Consider the following 18,520-nt stretch of genomic DNA (forward strand, 5'->3'; position numbering starts at 1 on the left):
CGCCGTCAGCCGTCCCGCAGCTTCTTGAGCCGCTCCACGTCCGCCGCGTGCCCCTCCTTGCCGCCGGGCGTCTCGATGATCAGCGGTACGCCCGCGGTCGCGGGGTGGGTCATCAGCGCCCGGAACGGGTCCTCGCCGATGTGACCGGCGCCGATGTTCTCGTGCCGGTCCTTGTGGGCGCCGACCACGTCCTTGGAGTCGTTGGCGTGGATCAGCTTCAGTCGGCCCTCGCCGACCGTGTCCACCAGCAGGTCCAGCGTCTGGTGCATGCCGGCCGGCCCGGTCAGGTCGTGCCCGGCCGCGAAGATGTGGCAGGTGTCCAGGCACACGCCCAGCTTCGGATGGGCGTCCAGCGCCTCGAAGTACGGCCCGAAGTCCCAGGTCCGCGAGCACAGCGAGGCACCCTGCCCGGCGGTCGACTCCAGGAGCAGGAACGGATCGTCGTCGTGGGTGAGCTCGTCGAGCAGCGGCAACAGGTACTCCCGCACCTGCTTCAGCGCCACCGACCGGTCCCGCCCGCCGGTCGCGCTGCCGGTGTGCACGACCAAGCCCAGCGCCCCGATGTCCCGCCCGCGCCGCAGTGAATGCCGCAGCGAATCGACCGACTTCTCCGCGGTCGCCTCGGTGTGCGAACCGAAGTTGATCAGGTACGGGGCATGCACGTACGCCGGGATCGACTCGGCCGCGCACACCTGGCGGAACTCCTCGTCCTGCCGCGGATTTCCGGCGGGGGTGGCCCAGCCGCGCGGGTTGGCGACGAAGACCTGCACGGTCTCGGCCTTCAGGTCATGGGCGTACGACAGGCCTACGGAGTGGAGACCGCCGGCCACGGGGACGTGGCCGCCGACGGGGTTGCGCATCGTGCCGGAGGTGGTGCCGGGCTGTTGACTCTTCACCTTTCCAGGGTGTCATGCGGCCCGGCCCCTCCCGTCAGCGGATCGTGATGGTGATCGTCGATCCCTTGGGGGCCGTCTCCCCGCCCTGCACGGACTGGCTCTTGACAGTGTCGCCGAAGAGCCCGAGCAGTCCGCGGTCCTCGTCGACCTCGAAGCCGGCCCCCTCCAGCGCCGCCTTGGCGTCGTCGACGCTGTCACCGACCACGTCCGGTACCTCGATCATCTCGGGGCCCTTGGACAGCGTCAGCGTCACGGTGTCGCCCTCGGCGGCGGTGCTGCCGTTCTGCGGGGTCTGCCGGGCGACCTGGCCCTTGTCGTACTCGGAGGAGTTGACCTCCTGGGAGGCGATCTTCACCTTCAGGCCGGCCTCCTCCAGCTCCGCCCGGGCGTCCTCCGGAGTCTCGCCGGTGACGTCCGGGACATCGATCGGGCTGCCCTTGCTGACGGTGAGCGCGATCGCCGAGCCCGCGCGCCGCTCGGTGCCCTTCTCCGGGTCCGTGGAGATCACGAAGCCCCTGCGGACGTCCTCGCTGAACGACCGGGTGACCATGCCCGGCTCCAGCCCGCCGTCCTTCAGCAGGGACCTCGCCTTGTCCAGCCGATAGCCCTCCACGTCGGGCACCCGGACCGTCTCCGGGCCGTCGGAGATGGTGAGGGCCACCGAGTCGTTGTCCCGGATCCGGGTGCCCTGCTTCGGGTCGGTGCTGATGACGGTGCCGCGCTTCACGGTGTCGCTGTAGGCGTGCTCGACCTTGCCGACCTCGAGGCCGGACTGCTCCAGCCGGTCCCGGGCCTGTGCCTCGGTCTTCGCCAGCAGCGGCGGGACCTGGGTGAACTGGCCGGAGTTGATGTACCAGACGCCCGCCCCGAGGCCGAGCGCCAGCAGCACGGCGGCCACGATCGTGACGAGCCGGCGCCGGGACCGCTCGGTACGGCGGCGCGGGGGAAGGGGCGGCGGGCTCTCCAGCCGGCTCGTGCGGTGGAACACGGCCCCTTCCGCTTCCTCGTCCTCGTTCACCGGCAGCGGGCGCGGCACAGTCAGCGAGCGCGGGATCACGCTCGTGAGGTCGGCACCGATGTCACGCTGCTCGTCGTCCGAGGAGAGCGCCTGCGGCGGCACCGCGTCCAGCTGGTCCACGCTGAGCGCGGCACGCGCCTCGCGCGCCTGGGCGAGCAGCGCGACCGCGTCGTAGGGGCGGATCGCAGGGGTGCGGGCGGTCGCCGAGGCGACCAGCTCGTCGAGCTCGTACGCCAGTCCGGGCACGACGGCCGAGGGCGGCGGGACGTCCTCGTGCAGGTGCTTGTACAGCACCACGGCAGGGGAGTCCCCGTCGTGCGGCCTCTCGCCGGTGAGCATCTCGTAGAGGACGACACCGCACGCGTACACGTCGACGCGGGGGTCGGCGGCGCCCGGCTGCTCGATCTGCTCGGGCGCGAGGTACGAGACGGTGCCGAGGACCGCCCCCGTGGTGCTGGTGACGGTGTCCACGGAGCGAACGAGCCCGAAGTCGGCGACCTTGACCCGGCCGTCGTCCCCTATCAGCACGTTCTCCGGCTTCATGTCCCGGTGCACGAACCCGGCGCGGTGTGCGGCGCCGAGCGCGGCGAGCACCGGCTCCAGGATGTCCAGGGCGGCACGCGGCTGCAGGGCCCCGCGGTCGCGCAGCACGTCGCGCAGGGTGCACCCGGCGACGTACTCCATGGCGAGGTAGACGTACGACCCGTCGGTGCCCTGGTCGAAGACCTGCACGACGTTCGGGTGCGCCAGCCGGGCGACCGACTTCGCCTCCCGGATGAACCGCTCGACGAAGGTCCCGTCGGCCGCGAGCGCCGGGTGCATCACCTTGAGTGCGAGCACGCGGTCCAGACGGGTGTCCACGGCCCGGTAGACCGTGGCCATCCCGCCGACCGCGATCCGCGCGTCCACGCGGTATCGCCCGTCGAGCACCTGCCCGACCAACGGGTCCTGAAGGGTCGTATCCACGCAGGTGAGTGTACGAGCCGCGACTGACACGGCCGCCGGTTCGCTCCGGATCGGGGCGGGACTGAAGCGGACCTGTGACGGAGGTCGCACCGGCTCTCCGCTCCAGTCGAACGTACGTTCAGAACGCCGGTCGTTCGGGATCCAGCCTTGCCAGCCCCTCTGCCGGGGACGACGCCTGGGCGAAGTGCCTGCGCGGGATCCTTCCCGCCCGGTACGCCAGTCGCCCCGCCTCCACCGCGTGCTTCATGGCCTCGGCCATCAGCTGAGGCTCCTGCGCCCGCGTCACCGCCGAGGCGAGCATCACACCGGCACACCCCAGCTCCATCGCCAAGGCCGCGTCCGACGCCGTACCGGCCCCCGCGTCCAGAATCACCGGCACGCGCGCGTGCTCCACGATCAGCTGGAAGTTGTGCGGGTTGCGAATGCCCAGTCCCGACCCGATCGGCGACCCGAGCGGCATGATGGCCGCGCACCCGACGTCCTCCAGCTTCCGCGCCAGCACGGGATCGTCGTTCGTGTACGGCAGCACCGTGAACCCGTCGTCCACCAGCGTCTCCGCCGCGTCCAGCAGCTCGATCGGATCCGGCAGCAGGGTCCGCTCGTCGGCGATGACCTCCAGCTTGACCAGGTTGGTCCCGAGCGCCTCACGTGCGAGGCGGGCGGTGAGGACGGCCTCGCCGGCGGTGAAACAGCCCGCGGTGTTCGGCAGCACCCGGATCCCGAGCTTCTCCAGCACCGAGAGCACCGAGCCGTGCACGTCCGGATCGACGCGCCGCATCGCGACCGTCGTCAGCTCCGTGCCGGAGGTGACCAGGGCCCGCTCCAGCACCTCCAGGCTGGGTGCCCCGCCGGTGCCCATGATCAGGCGGGACGTGAAGGACGTGTCTGCGATGACAAAGGGATCGTCGGCCATGGGTCAGCCTCCTTGGACGGCGGTGAGGACTTCGACGCGGTCTCCCTCGGAGAGGGACGTGGCGGACCACTGCGCGCGCGGGACGACGGTTTCGTTGAGGGCGGCGGCGACTCCGGAGGGCGCCGCGGTGAGGGACCGTACGAGCGTGTCGAGGGCGGTGCCGGGAGCGACGTCCTGCCACTCGCCGTTGACCTGGATCTTCATGCGGGCTGCTCCGTGCGGACGGTGCTGAAGCGCTTGGGCGTGAAGGGGCGGGCCACGTCCGGGAGTTCACCGGTGGTCAAAACGTGTGCCATGGCGTCGCCGGTGACCGGCGTGAGCAGCACGCCGTTGCGGTAGTGCCCGGTGGCCAGCAGCAGCCCGTCCAGGCCGCTCGGTCCGAGCAGCGGCGCGTTGTCGGGGGAGCCCGGCCGCAGACCGGCCCGCGTCTCCGTCAGCGGCAGCTCCGTGATCCCGGGCACCAGCTCGTGCGCGTCGCGCAGCAGCTCGTACACCCCGCCCGCGGTCACCGTCGTGTCCCAGCCCAGTTCCTCGCTGGTCGCGCCGACGACCAGTTCGCCGTTCTCGCGCGGCACCAGGTAGACCTGGCTGCCGCGCACCACGGCCCGCACGGTCCGGCTCAGGAAGGGCGCGTACCGCTCGGGCACGGTCAGCCGCAGCACCTGCCCCTTCACGGGCCGTACGGGCGGCAGCAGGTCGTCCGGGACGCCCGCGAGCCGCCCGCTGAGGCTGCCCGCGGCCAGCACCACCTGCCCGGCGCCCAGGACGACGCCCTCGCGCGTGACGACACCGGCCGCCCGCTCCCGTACGACCGACAGTCGCTCCGCCCAGGTGCGGTGGAGGACGACCCCGGCCCGCTCGCACGCGGCCACCAGCGCCGCCGCGAGCCGCCGCGGGTCGATCTGGTGGTCCCCGTCGACCCGCAGACCGCCGCGCACGCCCGGCGCGAGCATGGGTTCCAGGCGCCGGCACTCTCGCCCGGACAACCACTCGGAGTCCAGGCCCGACTGCTGCTGCAGCGCGTGCAGTTCCCGCAGATGGGCGCGGTCGTCGGCGTCCAGCGCGACGGCGAGCGTGCCGCACCTGCGGTAGCCGAGGTCGTGTCCGGTGAGGTCGGTGAGCTCGGCCGCGAAGTCCGGATAGCGGCGGGCCGACTCCAGGTTCAGGCCGAGCAGGGTCTGCTCGCCGTAGTGCAGTTCCGTGACGGCGGCCAGCATCCCGGCCGCGACCTGGGCGGCCCCGCCACCCGGTTCGGGGTCCACGACGGCCACGGCGAACCCGCGCTGCGCGGCCCGCCAGGCCGTGACCAGGCCGATGATCCCGCCCCCCACGATCAGGACGTCCGAGGTGTGTGAGGTGTCCGACGTACGCGACATGGGCGTCCAGCCCCTCCCTTCGCCGGCATGACCCGGATCAGGTTCGTACGGTCGGAGGCCGCCAGCCTCCCTCTCAGCCCGGTGCGTCCGGGCTCCCGCGTGTGCTTTCGTGGGCCACCCTAGCCAATGCCGTATGTCTCAGTAAGGGAGCCTCCTCCTGTGACTCGTTCGCTCGACGGACTCGTCCTCGCCCCCGTCGCCGACCAGGCCCCAGGTCAGGTGGGTACCCGCACCCGGTTCGCGTACCACGAGAAGGACGGCGAGATCTGGGCCGAGTACGCCGGCGGGGACGTCGTACGCGGGCACCTGGTGGGGACGCGGGAGGGCGACCGCCTGGACTTCCGGTACGTACAGCTCAAGGAGGACGGAACGACGTCCTCGGGGCACTGTGTGTCCACGGTCGTCGAGCTGCCCGACGGCCGGGTGCGGCTGGAGGAGACCTGGGAGTGGGAGTCGCAGCCGGGCAGCGGGACGAGCGTTGTGGAGCAGGTCACCGAGCACGCCCCCTGACTGACGATTTGTCAGTTGTCTATGGTGATCAGGTGAGCGAGCAGACGCAGGAACGGGGAACCTCCACACCACGGCGTGTTGTCGTCGTCGGGGCGGGCATGGCCGGGGTGCAGACCGCGGTCGCCCTGCGGGAACAGGGCTTCACCGGCAGCGTGACGCTGATCGGCGCGGAGCCCCACCAGCCGTACGACCGGCCGCCGCTGTCGAAGGCCGTGCTGCTCGGCACGGCCGAGGGCTCCGCCTTCGACGTGGACTTCGAGGCACTCGCCATCGAACTGCGGCTCGGGCGCGAGGTCCTGGGCGTCCGCCCCGCCGAGCACGAGCTGGACACCGCCGAGGGGCCGGTGCCGTACGACGTCCTGGTCCTCGCCACTGGCGCCGAACCGATCCGGCTGCCGGGCGCGGAGGGCGTGCCCGGCGTGCATCTGCTGCGCACCCTGGACGACGCCGAGCGGCTGCGCCCGGTGCTCGCCCGGCAGCACGACATCGTGGTCGTCGGCGCGGGCTGGATCGGTGCCGAGTTCGCCACGGCGGCCCGCGAGGCGGGCTGCGCGGTGACGGTCGTGGAAGCGGCCGACCGGCCGCTCGCGGGCGCGCTGCCCGCCGAGGTGGCCGCGCCCATGGCCGCCTGGTACGACGACGCCGGCGCCACGTTGCGCACCCACGCGCGCGTGCACCGCGTCGAGCCCGGCGCGGTGCTGCTCGACGACGGCTCCCGGCTGCCCGCGGACGCCGTGGTCGTCGGCATCGGCGCCCGCCCCGCCACGGCCTGGCTCGCCGGCTCCGGCATCGAGCTCGGCAGCCACGGCGAGGTCGTCGCCGACGACCGGCTGCGCACCTCGGCGCCCGACGTCTACGCGGTCGGCGACTGCGCCTCCTTCCCTTCGGGAAGGTATGGCGAGCGCCTGTTGGTCCACCACTGGGACAACGCCCTCCAAGGCCCGCGCACGGTGGCCGCGAACATCCTCGGCGGGGCCACCGGCGAGCCCCCGGCCGTCTACGACCCGGTCCCGTACTTCTGGTCCGAGCAGTTCGGGCGTTTCGTCCAGTACGCCGGCCACCACGCGTCCGCCGACACCACCCTGTGGCGCGGCGACCCGACCGGCCCGTCCTGGACGGTCTGCTGGCTGCGGGAGGGCCGCCTGGTCGCCCTGCTGGCCGTGGGCCGCCCCCGGGACCTGGCGCAGGGACGGCGGCTGATCGAGGCGGGGACGCCCATGGACCCCACGGTGCTGGCCGACCCGGCGCGGCCCTTGAAGGCGGCCACGGCGTAGTGCGAAACCCCAGGTCGGGCGCTCCTGGCTTCCGACTGTCAGTGCGGGATGGCAGGCTTGTCCCGTGACCGAGATTGACGCAAAGATCGATGCTCTCGTCCCCGCCTGGCTCACCCTCCCCGACATCGCGGAAATGCTCGATGTCGAGGTGACGCGTGTGCGGCAGCTGGTCAAGGACGGCCAGCTCATCGCCGTACGCCGTGGTGAGAACCGCGCGCTGCACGTCCCCGCCGCCTTCATCGACGGGGCCGAGCAGAAGGTCGTCAAGGGCCTCACCGGCACTTTGACGCTCCTGCGGGACGACGGCTTCACCGACGAAGAGATGCTCGAGTGGCTCTTCACCCCCGACCCGAGCCTGCCCGGCACCCCCGCGCAGGCACTGAGTGAGAATCGCGGCACGGAGGTGAAGCGCCGGGCCCAGGCGCTCGCCGTCTGATCTGAGCACGCTGATCTGAACATCGCCCGACGTACGGGCCGCGGCCGCAAGCCGCGGTCGCGGTTCACTGCGGCCCGCAGCGGCCGACCGCACCGGCCGGCCACGGCCCGTACGTCATCGACCTCGGGGGACCCACGCATGCCCGACACCACCGCCCGCGCCCAGCTCGCCGACGCCAGGGTCTACCTCTGCACGGACGCCCGCAGGCGGCAGGGTGACCTCGCCGAGTTCCTGGACGCCGTCCTGGCCGGCGGGGTCGACATCGTGCAGCTGCGGGACAAGGGCATGGAGGCGGCTCAGGAGCTGGACCACCTGAAGGTGTTCGCCGAGGCCTGCGCCCGGCACGGCAGGCTCCTCGCGGTCAACGACCGGGCCGACGTCGCTCACGCCGCCGGCGCCGCCGTCCTGCATCTCGGCCAGGGCGACCTCCCGGTCCCCGCGGCCCGCGCGATCCTGGGCGAGGACGTGCTCATAGGCCGCTCCACGCATGAGGAGGCCGAGGCCGCCGCGGCCGCCGTCCAGGAGGGCGCGGATTACTTCTGCACCGGCCCGTGCTGGCCGACCCCCACCAAGCCCGGCCGCCACGCCCCCGGTCTCGACCTGGTCCGGTACACCGCGTCCCTCGGCACCGACCGCCCCTGGTTCGCCATCGGCGGCATCGACCTCGGCAACCTCGACGAGGTGCTGGAGGCGGGTGCCCGCCGGGTCGTGGTCGTGCGCGCCATCACCGAGGCGGACGACCCGGGCGCGGCGGCGGCGGAGTTCGCCAAGCGGCTGCGGCAGGCATGACTCCGGTCACGGCCGGGGTGTCCGAAAGGTGGACAACAAATAGACAAATCGGGCAAAATCCCTGGTTCTGGTTGGGGGACCGCTTCGCCCTGACTAACCTGCGGGTATGGCCCTCGGCACCGCATCCACCAGGTCGGACCACGCCCGCACCGTGCGTGACATGCTCGCGACCGGCAAGACGACGTACTCCTTCGAGTTCTACGCCCCGAAGACCCCGAAGGGCGAGCGGAACCTGTGGAACGCGCTGCGCCGGGTCGAGGCCGTGGCGCCCGACTTCGTCTCCGTGACCTACGGCGCGGGCGGTTCCACCCGCGCGGGCACGGTCAAGGCGACCGAGGCGATCGCCTCCAACACCACGCTCACCCCGATCGCCCACCTCACCGCGGTCGACCACTCGGTGGCCGACCTGCGCAACATCATCGGGCAGTACGCCGACGCCGGGATCCGCAACATGCTGGCCCTGCGCGGCGACCCGCCCGGCGACCCCATGGGCGACTGGGTGCCGCACCCCCGCGGCCTCACCTACGCCGCCGAACTCGTCGAACTCATCAAGGCGTCCGGCGATTTCTGTGTGGGCGTCGCGGCCTTCCCCGCCATGCACCCGCGCTCCGCCGACTGGGACACCGACGTCCGCCACTTCGTCGACAAGTGCCGCGCGGGCGCGGACTACGCGATCACGCAGATGTTCTTCCACCCGGAGGACTATCTGCGGCTGCGCGACAAGGTCGCGGCCGCCGGCTGTGAGACCCCGATCATTCCCGAGGTCATGCCGATCGCGAGTGTGAAGAGCCTGGACCGGGTGCCGTCCCTCACCAACGCGGCCTTCCCGCCCGCTTTGAAAGAGCGAATCCTCACAGCACAAGACGATCCGGCCGCTGTACGCTCCATTGGCATCGAGTACGCCACGGAGTTCTGCGCCCGGCTGTTGGCCGAGGGAGTGCCCGGACTGCACTTCATCACGCTCAACAACTCCACGGCGACGCTGGAAATCTACGAGAACCTGGGCCTGCACCACCCACCGCAGGCCTAGACCGGTCGCACCGACATACGACACACTGCGTAGCGGCCACTGGGAGAGGGGCGTACATGGGCTGGACGGTCCTCTACATCGCGTTCGGCATCGTCGCGCTGTGGCTGCTCGGCGAGGTGCTGCTGCAGTACAAGGCGCGCCTGCGCTGGCGGTTGCTGGCCTTCGGCGGCTTCCTCGGCGTCGTGCTCGGCGTCCTGATCCCCTCTGTGATCGTCATCGGCCTGGGTGCCGCCGCCTTCGCGGTCGGCCAGACCTACGTCACACTCTCCTTCCGCAGCGGCTTCGCGTCCGGCTGGGCGGTCAGCCGCCCGGGTGCCGACGGCACCAAGCGGCGCCGCGGCAAGGGCGACCGCCAGGACCCGACCCTGGAGGTCACCGACCTCGCAGCGGCCGACGCCGGCTTCGGCGGCGACGCCGAGTACGGCCAGAACACCGGCGCCTACGGCCACGACGACTACGACTGGGACGACGTGTTCACGCCCGCGCGCCCCGTCGACCCCCCGGCCGCCGAGAGCACCGCGGTGTACGAGCCGCAGCCCCTGCCCGACGACACCGGTTCGTACGGCATATACGGCAACCCCGGGTACGCGGCGGCCGCCGACTCCTCGTACGCCGGCGCGGACCAGCCCCAGGACCAGTACGCGGCAGCCGCCCAGGGCGCCGACCAGACTTACGGGTACGACGGCTACTACCAGCAGCAGTACGGCTACGACACATCCGGACAGCAGCAGTACGCCGCCTACTCCGACCCCTACATCGGCACCCAGACCTACGGCGGCGGCTCGTACGACGCCTCCTACGGCGGCCAGCAGCAGTACGACCAGCAGGGCTACGGGCAGGACCAGTACGGCAACGCCACCTACGGCGGGGAGACGCCGGCCGGCGGGGTGTGGGTGCCGCAGCAGCGCAGCACCGACGACCCCTACGGCGGCGAACTCCCGCCGGAGCAGCCGTACCCCTACCAGGACAATGGCCAGGGGCAGGGCAACGGCTACGACGAGCAGTACCGGTTCTGAACCGCCCCTCGGCCCGGATGCAGGCGGCCCGGATCCCGGGCGTTCACTGAGAACCCCGGAACTCCGGCCCCTCCACGACCAGTCCGGCGACCAGCGCGCCCGACATACCGGCGTGCGGGAGACCGCCGCCCGGGTGCGACCAGCCGCCGACGGCGAACAGGCCAGGTATCGCCGTGCTGTTGGACGGGTGCAGCAGGGTCCCCGCGGCCGAGGCCAGGGCGGGTGCGGGCACGCCACCGCCCTCGGCGCCCGTCTCCTCACGGGTGTGCAGGGGCGTACGCACCTCCTGCCACAGTGTCCGCTCGCGCAGCCCCGGGATCGCCCGCTCCGCGGCGGCGACCATCCGGTCGGCGAAGGCGTCGGCAGCGCCGGCGGCCGTCCAGTCGTAGTGCGTCCGTGACGGCACCGTCGAGGTGAGCACCACGGCCTCGTGTCCGTCGTCGGGGCGCAGGGCCGGATCGTCCGGCCGGTCGATGCGCACGGTCGGCTGCTCGGGCGGCACGCCGTGCGACGCGAAGAACTCCAGTTCGCTCTCCGAGTCCGGGCTGTGCACGACGGTGCGGTGGGCGGCGTCCGCCACCCGGGCGCCGCGCAGCGCCAGGCAGACGACGACCCGGCCGGCGGCCATGCCCTCGGGACCGGGCTCGACCGCCTCCGCGTCGTACAGCGCACGGCCCCGCACCAGGTCACGCAGCCGCCAGGGCCCGGTGCCGACCACCGTGTCCGCCTCCGCGACCCCGCCGTCCGCGAGCTCCACGCCCGCCGCCCGGCCGTCCTGCTCCAGCACCCCGGTGACCTCGGCGCCGAAGACGAACTCGACCTTCCTGGCCAGGCACCGCTCGTACACCGCGCGCGCCAACTCCCGCATCCCGCCGCGCACGTACCAGGTGCCGAAGGCGTGCTCCATGTACGGCAGCACGGACGCGCTCGCGGGTGCGTCGCCCGGGTCCAGGCCGTACGTGAGGGCGTAGTTGTCCAGCAGGGCGGCGAGCCGGGGGTCGCGCAGCTCCCAGGCGCCGATCTCGGCGAGGGTGCCGGCCCGGCGGGTGCGCAGCAGGCGCTTGTGGGGGACCGCCGGATAGGGCTCGCGTCCGGCCAGCACCGACCAGTTCGGCCACAGGGGCTCCTCAAGGAGGGGCCTGCGTGTCCGGTCCCAGGCCTCCCGGGCCCGGACCAGGAAGTCGCCCCAGCGCTGCCCCGCGCCCGACCCGAGCGCCTCGTCCAGAGCCGCGACGGCGCCCGCGCGCGAGGCGTTCGGCAGCGACACCTGGGTGCCGTCCGCGAAGAGGTGGTGCGAGGACGGGTCGACCTGGATCAGCTCGACGCAGGACTCCAGCGGCTCCTTGCCGGTCTTGACGAACAGGTCGCGGTAGACCGCGGGCAGGGACAGGAGTCCCGGGCCCGTGTCGAAGGAGAAGCCGTCACGCTCGAAGCGGCGCACCGCTCCGCCGTACGTCTCCGTACGCTCGTACACCGCCACCCGGTGGCCCGCGACGGCCAGCCGGGCAGCGGCCGCCATCGCGCCCATCCCGGCGCCGATCACCGCAATCCGTGCCATGCCTGCGACTTTATCGGCCGCCACTGACAACCCGGCCACGGCCACCGGTCGTCGGTCCGGGGCCGCGTCCCGTCCGCGCAGCCGCTGGTGAACCCAAGGCCCAAGGGGAGTACGGACGCGGACGCGATCGTGACCAGTCGGCGACCCGGCGTCCTGGGGCTGAGTGCGCAGTGCTGAGTATCCGTACCTAGCCGGTGAGTTGAGTACGCGTGCGGATGGGCCGCGACCTGCATCAACGAGAGAGTGGGGGCACGGAGAAGGGGCAAGGCTCCGGCACCGGCGACACGGGGCGCCGGAACGGAGCCGCCCCCGATCCGCTCCTTCCGCCGGCCGATGCCGGCGGGAGCGAGGCACGGGGGGATCCGGGGGACGACCGTACGGGGCCCGACGGGGGAGTACGGGGAAGCGGGGGAGTACGGGGGAAACGGGGGAGCAGGAGGAGGCGCCGGTTCGAGGTGGCCCGCGGGGGACGCGGCCACATCGGACCGGCGCTTTCGCGTGTCTGCGGTAGCCGTGTCGCGGTAACGATGTCGCGCCGGCCGTGTTCAGCCGCGCCCGCTGACCCGACCCTGGAGCAGCCGGGACAGCGCCGCGTGCACGTCGTCCAGGGAGCGCTCCGGCTGGAAGGCCTGCCAGTCCAGGGCGGCCACCAGGACCATGCCGACCAGCGCGGCCGAGGTCAGCTGGATGTCGATCTCTTCGCTGAACTCGCCGTTGTCCACGCCCTCGCGGAGCACGCCCTCCACGACCGCGACGGCCTCCTGCCGGACCACCATCAGCGTGGACTGCCAGGCCCGGTTGGTACGCCACAGTTCCGCCACGTACAGCTGCGTGAAGGACGGGTAGGCCTGGATGAAGACGAGCCCCGCGCGGATCATCGCGTCCAGGGCGTCGACCTTGCTGCCGCCCTGCCGTGCCGTCCGCTCGGCCGCCTCCCGAAGGGAGGCGGCGAGGAGCCGCACGCCGTGCCGCAACAGTTCCTCGAAGAGGACGGACTTGCTCGCGAAGTTGTAGTAGACGGTGCCCTTGGCGACCCCGGCCCGCTCGGCGATCTCGTCCACCGTGGTGGCGGAGAAGCCCTGCTCGGCGATGAGCGTGACGGCTGCCTCGTAGAGCTTCTGCCGGGTGGCCTCGCGGCGCGTGCTGACACCCTGCGGGGCGCTGCTGCTTTCCATGGTCCTGATTGTCACAGGAGCGCTGCCTCCAGGAGTCACCGGAGGAGGCACCGCCGGGCTCACCGCGGGGCTCACAGGGTCAGCTCCGGGTGCAGCCGGTCGAGCGTCCAGACCTGCCGACGGCGGGCCGACACGGCGGTCAGCGCCAGGGCGCCCGCGGTGAAGGCCGCCAGCACGGCACACGCCTGCCACACCGGACCCAGGCCGCCGCCGGTGATGAGCCTTCTGAGGGCCTCGACGACGTAACTCATCGGCAGGAAGGGGTGCAGCGCGTTGAAGAAGTCCGGACTGGTCTGCACGGGGTACGTCCCGCCCGCGGAGGTCAGCTGGAGCATCAGCAGGGCCAGGACGAGGATCCGGCCCGCCGCCCCGAAGCGCGCGTTCAGCCACTGCACGATCGCCGCGAAGCACGCCGTCACCAGGAACAGGAAGCCCACCGTCCCGGCCGCCCGCGCCATCTCCAGGCCGACCGCCCAGTGCAGCACCGACATCAGGGCAACCGTCTGCAACACCCCGATCGCCACCACCGGGAGCCAGCCCGCCAGCGCGATCCGCCAGGCGGAGGCGCCCGCGGCGAGGGCACGCCGGTTCATCGGGGTGATAAGCATGTAGGCCACCATCGCGCCCACCCACAGGGACAGCGGGATGAAGTACGGGGCGAATCCGGTGCCGTAGTTGGGCGCCTTGTGCAGGTCCCTGGAGACGAGCTGGACCGGGTCCGCCATCACCTCGGTGCGCCGGTCGCGGTCCCGCTTGTCGTAGTCGGGGATCTGCTCGGCGCCGTCGTGCAGTCCGTCGGAGAGCTCGCCCGAGCCGTCGACGAGCTTGTACATGCCGCCGCTCAGGTCCTCGGCGCCCGTCTTGAGGTCGCCGACGCCTTTGTCCAGGTCGATGGCGCCGGCCTTGGCCGTGCCGAGCCCCGAGTGCAGCTTTTCGGCGCCCGCGGCGACCTTCCCGGCGCCCGTGTTCAGCTCGTTGACCTTCTTCGCGGCGTAGGCAAGGTCCTCGGAGAGGTGCGGGGCGTGGTCGGCGAGCGCCTGGGCCTGCTTCTGGAGCGTGCCGAGGTGCCCGTCGAGCTTCTCCAGGTCGCCGTCCTGGTCGGCGATGAGCCTGTTGACGTCGTCGGCGACCTTCGCCACGTCGGCCGCGGCCTGCCCGGCCTTCTTCAGGTCGGCGCAGGCGGCGTCCGGCAGCACAGGGTCCTCGCAGCGCGCCTTGTAGACGGCGTCCAGCGTGTCGGAGGCCGCGTGGGCCCCCGCGGCGGCCGTCGGGGCCGTCTTCACCAGCGTGTCGAGGTTGTGGCGGATCGCCGCCGCCGAGTCGGCGACCAGCCGGGCGGTGTCGCCGATGGTCTTCTCGTTGTCCTCGAGGAAGGGCCCCACCGTGTCCGCGACCCCGTTGACCTTGTCGGCGAGGGCCTGCGTGCCCTCCGCGACCTGCTTCGAACCGTCCTCCAGGTCGCCCGCTCCGCTGTCGAGCTTCGTCAGCCCCTCGGACAGCTCGCCGCTGCCCTTCTTGGCGTCCTTCAGACCGTCGGCGAGGTCCTGCGAACCCTTCTCCGCCTTGCCGATGCCACCCTCCAGGTCATCGGCCCCCTCGGCGGCCTTCACCGTCTCGCCGTGGATGTCCGAGAACGAGACGAAGATCCGGTCCAGGAACGACCGCGACGCCTTGGTGGACGCGGCCGTGCGCACCTCGCTGAACACCGTCCGCGAGATCTGCCCGACGATGTAGTTGTTCGCGTCGTTCGTACGGACCTGGAGCGCGCCGGTCTCCGGAGAGTCGCCCGAGCTGGAGGCGATCCGCCGGCTGAAGTCGGCGGGCATGGTCAGCGACAGGTAGTACCTGCCGTCCTCCACGCCCGCGCGTGCCTCGGTGGCGCTCACCTCGTGCCAGTCGAAGACCTCGCTCTCACGCAGCCCCTCGGTGATGTCGTCGCCCGCCGCGAGCTTCTTCCCGTCGGCGCGCGCCCCCTTGTCGTCGTTCACGAGCGCCACGGGAATGCGGTCCAGGCGGCCGTACGGGTCCCAGAACGACCACAGGTACAGGGCGCCGTACAGCAGCGGCAGCACCAGCAGCGCGACCAGGGCGGCGCGCGGCAGCTTCCCCCTCCCGAAGCGGCGCAGCTCAAGCGCGGCCAGTTTCGGCGAGCGCATCGGCCTTCTCCTCCCCTTGGATCTCCCCTTGGGTCTCCTGCGACTGCCGGGTGGAGACCTTCACCGTGTCGTCGGGCGCCTCGCTGCACACCGCCACGACCGTCGTCCCGGCGTCGGCGAGGGACCTGAACAGCGCCCAGACTTCGGCCCGTTCGGCCTCGGCCAGCTTCAGATCGATGTCGTCGACCCCCAGCAGGCCCGGGCGCCCGATCAGCGCCAGCGCGACGGACAGCCGCAGCGCCTCCAGCCGTTCCAGATCGCGTACGGCGGTCCGCGAGCCCTTCGGCAGCGCCTCCCGGTCGAGACCGGCGGCCGCCAGCGCGGTGTCGATCCGCAGCCGCGCCTCGGTCGCCCGCTCGGACCGCGGCCGCAGCAGCCCGCGCAGGGAGTCGCCGAAGTGCCGCTGCAGCAGCCCCCGTTCGTGCAGGTGCTCCCCGACGGTCAGCGCCGGGTCGAGGTCGGTGAGCCCGGCGACGTTGGCCAGAGCGCTGACGCGGCGCACCGCCGCCAGCTGCTTCGGCAGCCGCGCCCCGCCCACGGCCGCCGTGCCCTCCGTCGCCTTCATCCGCCCGGTGAGCGCGAGCAGCAGGCACGTACGCCCGGACCCGGACGGCCCCTCGACGGCGATCAGCGAGCCGGGCTCCGCGTCGGCACAGATCCCGCGGAACGCCCAGCCGCGTGGGCCCTTGAGCCCGAAGCCCTCGGCTGTGACACCGACTGCGCCCACAGCTCCCCCTGTTGATGAACCGTAGTTTTTGAACTGACTGGTCAGTGCAAAAACTAACCCGAACTTCAGATCGAAGCAAAAGCCCAGGTCAGAACGGATTGTCAGTGGCATACCTCACGATGGGCACATACGGCACCCCGTTTCGGGGCGAAGCCGTCACACAGACGACAGGAGGTTCGTCATGGCCACCTACAACGCAGCCGCCGCCCGCCGGCGCCGCGCCACCGGCCCTGCCCCCTCACTGACCGGCCCGGCGAGTGACGTGCACCCCGTGCTCCGCCGGACAACCGCCCCACCGGCCGCCCTCGATCTGCTCGCCCAGGCCCGCGCCGGTCTCGACGAGGCGGCGACCCTGGAGACGTCGAACGAGCGCTATGCGACGGCCCACCTGGCCGCCCTGCGCACCGCCGCCGCCGTGCTCGCCGCGCGGGGGCGCCCCGAGCCCACATCCCGACGCCGGGCCCGCATCCGGAGTGCCTGGGAAGTGCTCCCCGAGATAGCGCCCGAACTCGCCGAGTGGAGCGCGCTCTTCGCCTCCGGAGCCCGGCGCCGCGCCCGGGCGGAGGCGGGCATCCAGGGCGCGGCCAGCCGTCGGGACGCCGACGACCTGATACGCGACGTGGCGATGTTCCTGCGCCTCGTCGAGCGCATGCTGGTGCTCCAGCCCGTCCTGCCCCAGCCACGCCAGGACGCGGAGCAGCCGGAGGACCAGGACACCACCGACCGCGACTTCCCGGACGCAGGCTGAGAGCCCGGTCGGCCGCCTCCGATGGAGGTGTCCCCGTGTCATCGTCCCGCCGTCGGCGGTCGCGCGGACCACCGCTGCGGCACAGCGGAAAGGCCCCGAGTCCGCCGTGTGAGACGGCCCGGAGGCGCGAGACCGCGGTGACCGGCCAGGGCACCGGAGGCAATAGGGTGGGAAGCGCCTGAAGCTTCCCTTTCCCGCAGCCGGGGCAGGGAGGCGCCCCGTTCGCGCCGCCGTGCCAGAGGCGGTGCCGCGCCGAGGAGTCAACTGCCGTGCCGGACCCGATGCGCCCCCGCGCCTCTCTCCGTACCGCCGTGGTCTGGGAGGTCCTCCAGGACGCCCTCGACCGCCGGGTCAAGGCCACGGGTCGCCAGGCGCTGGACGTCCTCGACACCGGAGGCGGCAGCGGCAACTTCGCCGTGCCGGTGGCCCGCCTCGGCCACCGGGTCACCGTCGTCGACCCCAGCCCGAACGCGCTGTTCGCGCTGGAGCGCCGCGCCGCCGAAGCCGGCGTCGCCGACCGTGTGCAGGGCGTCCAGGGCGACGCCCACGGCCTCTTCGACGTGGTCGAGCGCGGCGGCTACGACGTGGTGCTGTGCCACGGCGTGCTGGAGTACGTGGACGACCCCGCCGAGGGCGTCCGCAACGCGGTGGCCGCGCTGCGGTCCGAGGGTGTCCTCAGCCTGCTCGCCGCCGGCCTCGGCGGCGCCGTACTCGCGCGGGCCCTCGCCGGCCACTTCAAGGAGGCCAAGCAGGCCCTCGACGACCCGAATGGCCGCTGGGGCGCGGGCGACCCCGTACCGCACCGCTTCACCGCCGAGCAGCTCACCGAGCTGGTCCAGGGCGCGGGCCTCACGGTCGGCGCCGTGCACGGCGTACGGATCTTCGCCGACCTGGTTCCCGGGGTGCTGGTCGACACCGAGCCCGGCGCGGTGGAGGCGCTGCTGAAGCTGGAGGAGGCGGCCGCCGAGCTGCCCGCCTTCCACTCCGTGGCCACGCAGCTTCATGTGCTCGGCGTGACGTCGGGGGCCACCGAGGGCTGAGCCCCACTTGTGCTGTGCTGCTGATCAGGGACTTGGGCGCACATGGAGTACGCCACAGGCCCCCCGATCTGACGCTCTGCGCCGTATGATCGAGGGAGACCGCCCGGCATGACGGGTCGGCTCCTGGGGAATGGAAGCCTCAGCGGGCCGAGACGCTCATGGCGGATTCGGTTGGCTAATTGGCGTAGAGGGGCGGGTTTCACGGGGGCGATTCCCTGCCTATCCTGAAGGGACCCCCGGGTCGCCCCGGCGACTGCACGATGAGGAGGACTCCGTGCCGCTCTCGGAGCACGAGCAGCGAATGCTCGAGCAGATGGAGCGAGCGCTGTACGCCGAAGATCCCAAGTTCGCGACAGCGCTCGAGGGAAGCGGGCTGCGTACGTACACCCGGCGACGGGTCTACCAAGCGGTCGCTGGCTTCCTCGTGGGTATCGCGCTCCTCATGGCCGGTATGGTCGCCAAGCAGGTCTGGCTCAGCGTGGTGGGCTTCCTGGTCATGCTGGGCTGTGCAGTGCTCGCGGTAACCGGCTGGCGCAAGGCCCCCAAGCCGGGCGAACAGCCCGCCGGTGGCCCGCAGCCCCGTGATCAGGGACGGCAGCGGCGCTCCATGATGGACCGGATCGAGCAGCGCTGGCAGCGGCGCCGCGACGAACAACAGGGCCAGTAGCTCGACGAACAGCTCTCGCCTGTTGCGTGAGGGGGTGACCACCACTTGGGTGGTCACCCCCTCACGCATGCCCTCGTTCGGGCGACTGGAAGTCGGCCGGCAGTCGGCTGGTCGCCACGGCTGACAAGCGGCTGCCGCATACCGACGCGCGGTGGTCGGAGCAGAGCACTGCGGGCCCCGAGTCGTGTCACGACTCGGGGCCCGCAGTCTGCTGAACCGTATTCC

18 protein-coding genes and 1 riboswitch are annotated in these 18,520 nt (G+C 72.2%); of the genes, 9 read left to right on the forward strand and 9 right to left on the reverse strand.

Annotated elements, in window-relative coordinates; translation table 11 throughout:
- Positions 1-5 precede the first annotated feature (5 nt).
- The 5 genes from AC5P09_RS33100 to thiO all read right to left on the reverse strand — a co-directional run bounded on the left by AC5P09_RS33100 (position 6) and on the right by thiO (position 5,169).
- A complete protein-coding gene (locus tag AC5P09_RS33100) occupies positions 6-860 on the reverse strand; it encodes a deoxyribonuclease IV (protein WP_493877447.1) in 855 nt (284 codons plus the stop codon).
- A gap of 70 nt (positions 861-930) precedes the next feature.
- Entirely contained in the window at positions 931-2,880 is a 1,950-nt protein-coding gene (gene pknB, locus AC5P09_RS33105) for a Stk1 family PASTA domain-containing Ser/Thr kinase (protein ID WP_493877404.1), read from the reverse strand.
- A 118-nt stretch (positions 2,881-2,998) separates the two neighbouring features.
- Positions 2,999-3,793, reverse strand: coding sequence for a thiazole synthase (locus tag AC5P09_RS33110; RefSeq protein ID WP_493877405.1), 795 nt, complete (start codon positions 3,791-3,793; stop codon positions 2,999-3,001).
- Positions 3,794-3,796: 3 nt separating this feature from the next.
- A complete protein-coding gene (gene thiS, locus AC5P09_RS33115; protein WP_266440910.1) occupies positions 3,797-3,997 on the reverse strand; it encodes a sulfur carrier protein ThiS in 201 nt (66 codons plus the stop codon).
- Positions 3,994-5,169, reverse strand: a complete 1,176-nt coding sequence (gene thiO / locus AC5P09_RS33120) for a glycine oxidase ThiO (RefSeq protein WP_493877406.1) — start codon at positions 5,167-5,169, stop codon at positions 3,994-3,996. The genes thiS and thiO overlap by 4 nt, the downstream gene beginning before the upstream one ends.
- A riboswitch (TPP riboswitch) is annotated at positions 5,167-5,278 on the reverse strand. Its footprint overlaps the gene before it by 3 nt.
- 50 nt (positions 5,279-5,328) lie before the next feature.
- Here thiO and AC5P09_RS33125 point away from each other — a divergent pair.
- The 6 genes from AC5P09_RS33125 (at position 5,329) to AC5P09_RS33150 (ending at position 10,224) form a co-directional block, all read left to right on the forward strand.
- Positions 5,329-5,679, forward strand: coding sequence for an avidin-fold protein (locus AC5P09_RS33125; protein ID WP_493877407.1), 351 nt, complete (start codon positions 5,329-5,331; stop codon positions 5,677-5,679).
- Between the two features lie 32 nt (positions 5,680-5,711).
- Positions 5,712-6,953, forward strand: coding sequence for an NAD(P)/FAD-dependent oxidoreductase (locus AC5P09_RS33130; protein WP_493877408.1), 1,242 nt, complete (start codon positions 5,712-5,714; stop codon positions 6,951-6,953).
- A gap of 64 nt (positions 6,954-7,017) precedes the next feature.
- Entirely contained in the window at positions 7,018-7,389 is a 372-nt protein-coding gene (locus AC5P09_RS33135; RefSeq protein ID WP_266440920.1) for an Rv2175c family DNA-binding protein, read from the forward strand.
- A gap of 138 nt (positions 7,390-7,527) precedes the next feature.
- Positions 7,528-8,178, forward strand: coding sequence for a thiamine phosphate synthase (thiE, locus tag AC5P09_RS33140; protein ID WP_493877409.1), 651 nt, complete (start codon positions 7,528-7,530; stop codon positions 8,176-8,178).
- Positions 8,179-8,284: 106 nt separating this feature from the next.
- Positions 8,285-9,208: a methylenetetrahydrofolate reductase [NAD(P)H] gene (metF, locus tag AC5P09_RS33145; protein ID WP_493877410.1), complete on the forward strand. Its 924-nt coding sequence runs from the start codon at positions 8,285-8,287 to the stop codon at positions 9,206-9,208.
- 56 nt (positions 9,209-9,264) lie between these two features.
- Positions 9,265-10,224, forward strand: a complete 960-nt coding sequence (locus tag AC5P09_RS33150; RefSeq protein WP_493877411.1) for an SCO2102 family sporulation regulator — start codon at positions 9,265-9,267, stop codon at positions 10,222-10,224.
- Between the two features lie 43 nt (positions 10,225-10,267).
- Here the strand turns inward: AC5P09_RS33150 and AC5P09_RS33155 are convergent, their stop codons facing one another.
- The 4 genes from AC5P09_RS33155 to AC5P09_RS33170 form a co-directional block, all read right to left on the reverse strand.
- Entirely contained in the window at positions 10,268-11,782 is a 1,515-nt protein-coding gene (locus AC5P09_RS33155) for a phytoene desaturase family protein (RefSeq protein ID WP_493877412.1), read from the reverse strand.
- A gap of 545 nt (positions 11,783-12,327) precedes the next feature.
- A complete protein-coding gene (locus AC5P09_RS33160) occupies positions 12,328-12,957 on the reverse strand; it encodes a TetR/AcrR family transcriptional regulator (protein WP_266440931.1) in 630 nt (209 codons plus the stop codon).
- A gap of 71 nt (positions 12,958-13,028) precedes the next feature.
- Positions 13,029-15,113, reverse strand: a complete 2,085-nt coding sequence (locus tag AC5P09_RS33165) for a YhgE/Pip family protein (protein WP_493877413.1) — start codon at positions 15,111-15,113, stop codon at positions 13,029-13,031.
- A complete protein-coding gene (locus AC5P09_RS33170; RefSeq protein ID WP_493877414.1) occupies positions 15,085-15,840 on the reverse strand; it encodes an ATP-binding cassette domain-containing protein in 756 nt (251 codons plus the stop codon). Before AC5P09_RS33170 ends, AC5P09_RS33165 begins: the two co-directional genes overlap by 29 nt.
- A 181-nt stretch (positions 15,841-16,021) precedes the next feature.
- Between AC5P09_RS33170 and AC5P09_RS33175 the strand changes: the two genes are divergently transcribed.
- The 3 genes from AC5P09_RS33175 to AC5P09_RS33185 all read left to right on the forward strand — a co-directional run bounded on the left by AC5P09_RS33175 (position 16,022) and on the right by AC5P09_RS33185 (position 18,295).
- Positions 16,022-16,588 (forward strand): SAV_6107 family HEPN domain-containing protein, encoded by a 567-nt coding sequence (locus AC5P09_RS33175; protein ID WP_493877415.1) that lies wholly within the window; start codon positions 16,022-16,024, stop codon positions 16,586-16,588.
- A 269-nt stretch (positions 16,589-16,857) separates the two neighbouring features.
- The gene (locus tag AC5P09_RS33180; protein ID WP_493877416.1) at positions 16,858-17,628 is read left to right on the forward strand and encodes a methyltransferase; all 771 of its coding nucleotides are present in this window, start codon (positions 16,858-16,860) and stop codon (positions 17,626-17,628) included.
- 274 nt (positions 17,629-17,902) lie between these two features.
- The gene (locus AC5P09_RS33185) at positions 17,903-18,295 is read left to right on the forward strand and encodes an SCO2097 family morphological protein (protein ID WP_266440945.1); all 393 of its coding nucleotides are present in this window, start codon (positions 17,903-17,905) and stop codon (positions 18,293-18,295) included.
- Positions 18,296-18,520 lie beyond the last annotated feature (225 nt).

The organism is Streptomyces sp. a15 (genome assembly GCF_059026085.1).

Bases quoted from the DNA above. Each gene is read 5' to 3' on its own strand.
- AC5P09_RS33100 (WP_493877447.1), bottom strand. From the start codon at position 860: ATGCGCAACCCCGTCGGCGGCCACGTCCCCGTGGCCGGCGGTCTCCAC.
- AC5P09_RS33110 (WP_493877405.1), bottom strand. From the start codon at position 3,793: ATGGCCGACGATCCCTTTGTCATCGCAGACACGTCCTTCACGTCCCGC.
- thiS (WP_266440910.1), bottom strand. From the start codon at position 3,997: ATGAAGATCCAGGTCAACGGCGAGTGGCAGGACGTCGCTCCCGGCACC.
- thiO (WP_493877406.1), bottom strand. From the start codon at position 5,169: ATGTCGCGTACGTCGGACACCTCACACACCTCGGACGTCCTGATCGTG.
- thiE (WP_493877409.1), top strand. From the start codon at position 7,528: ATGCCCGACACCACCGCCCGCGCCCAGCTCGCCGACGCCAGGGTCTAC.
- metF (WP_493877410.1), top strand. From the start codon at position 8,285: ATGGCCCTCGGCACCGCATCCACCAGGTCGGACCACGCCCGCACCGTG.
- AC5P09_RS33150 (WP_493877411.1), top strand. From the start codon at position 9,265: ATGGGCTGGACGGTCCTCTACATCGCGTTCGGCATCGTCGCGCTGTGG.
- AC5P09_RS33155 (WP_493877412.1), bottom strand. From the start codon at position 11,782: ATGGCACGGATTGCGGTGATCGGCGCCGGGATGGGCGCGATGGCGGCC.
- AC5P09_RS33160 (WP_266440931.1), bottom strand. From the start codon at position 12,957: ATGGAAAGCAGCAGCGCCCCGCAGGGTGTCAGCACGCGCCGCGAGGCC.
- AC5P09_RS33165 (WP_493877413.1), bottom strand. From the start codon at position 15,113: ATGCGCTCGCCGAAACTGGCCGCGCTTGAGCTGCGCCGCTTCGGGAGG.
- AC5P09_RS33175 (WP_493877415.1), top strand. From the start codon at position 16,022: ATGGCCACCTACAACGCAGCCGCCGCCCGCCGGCGCCGCGCCACCGGC.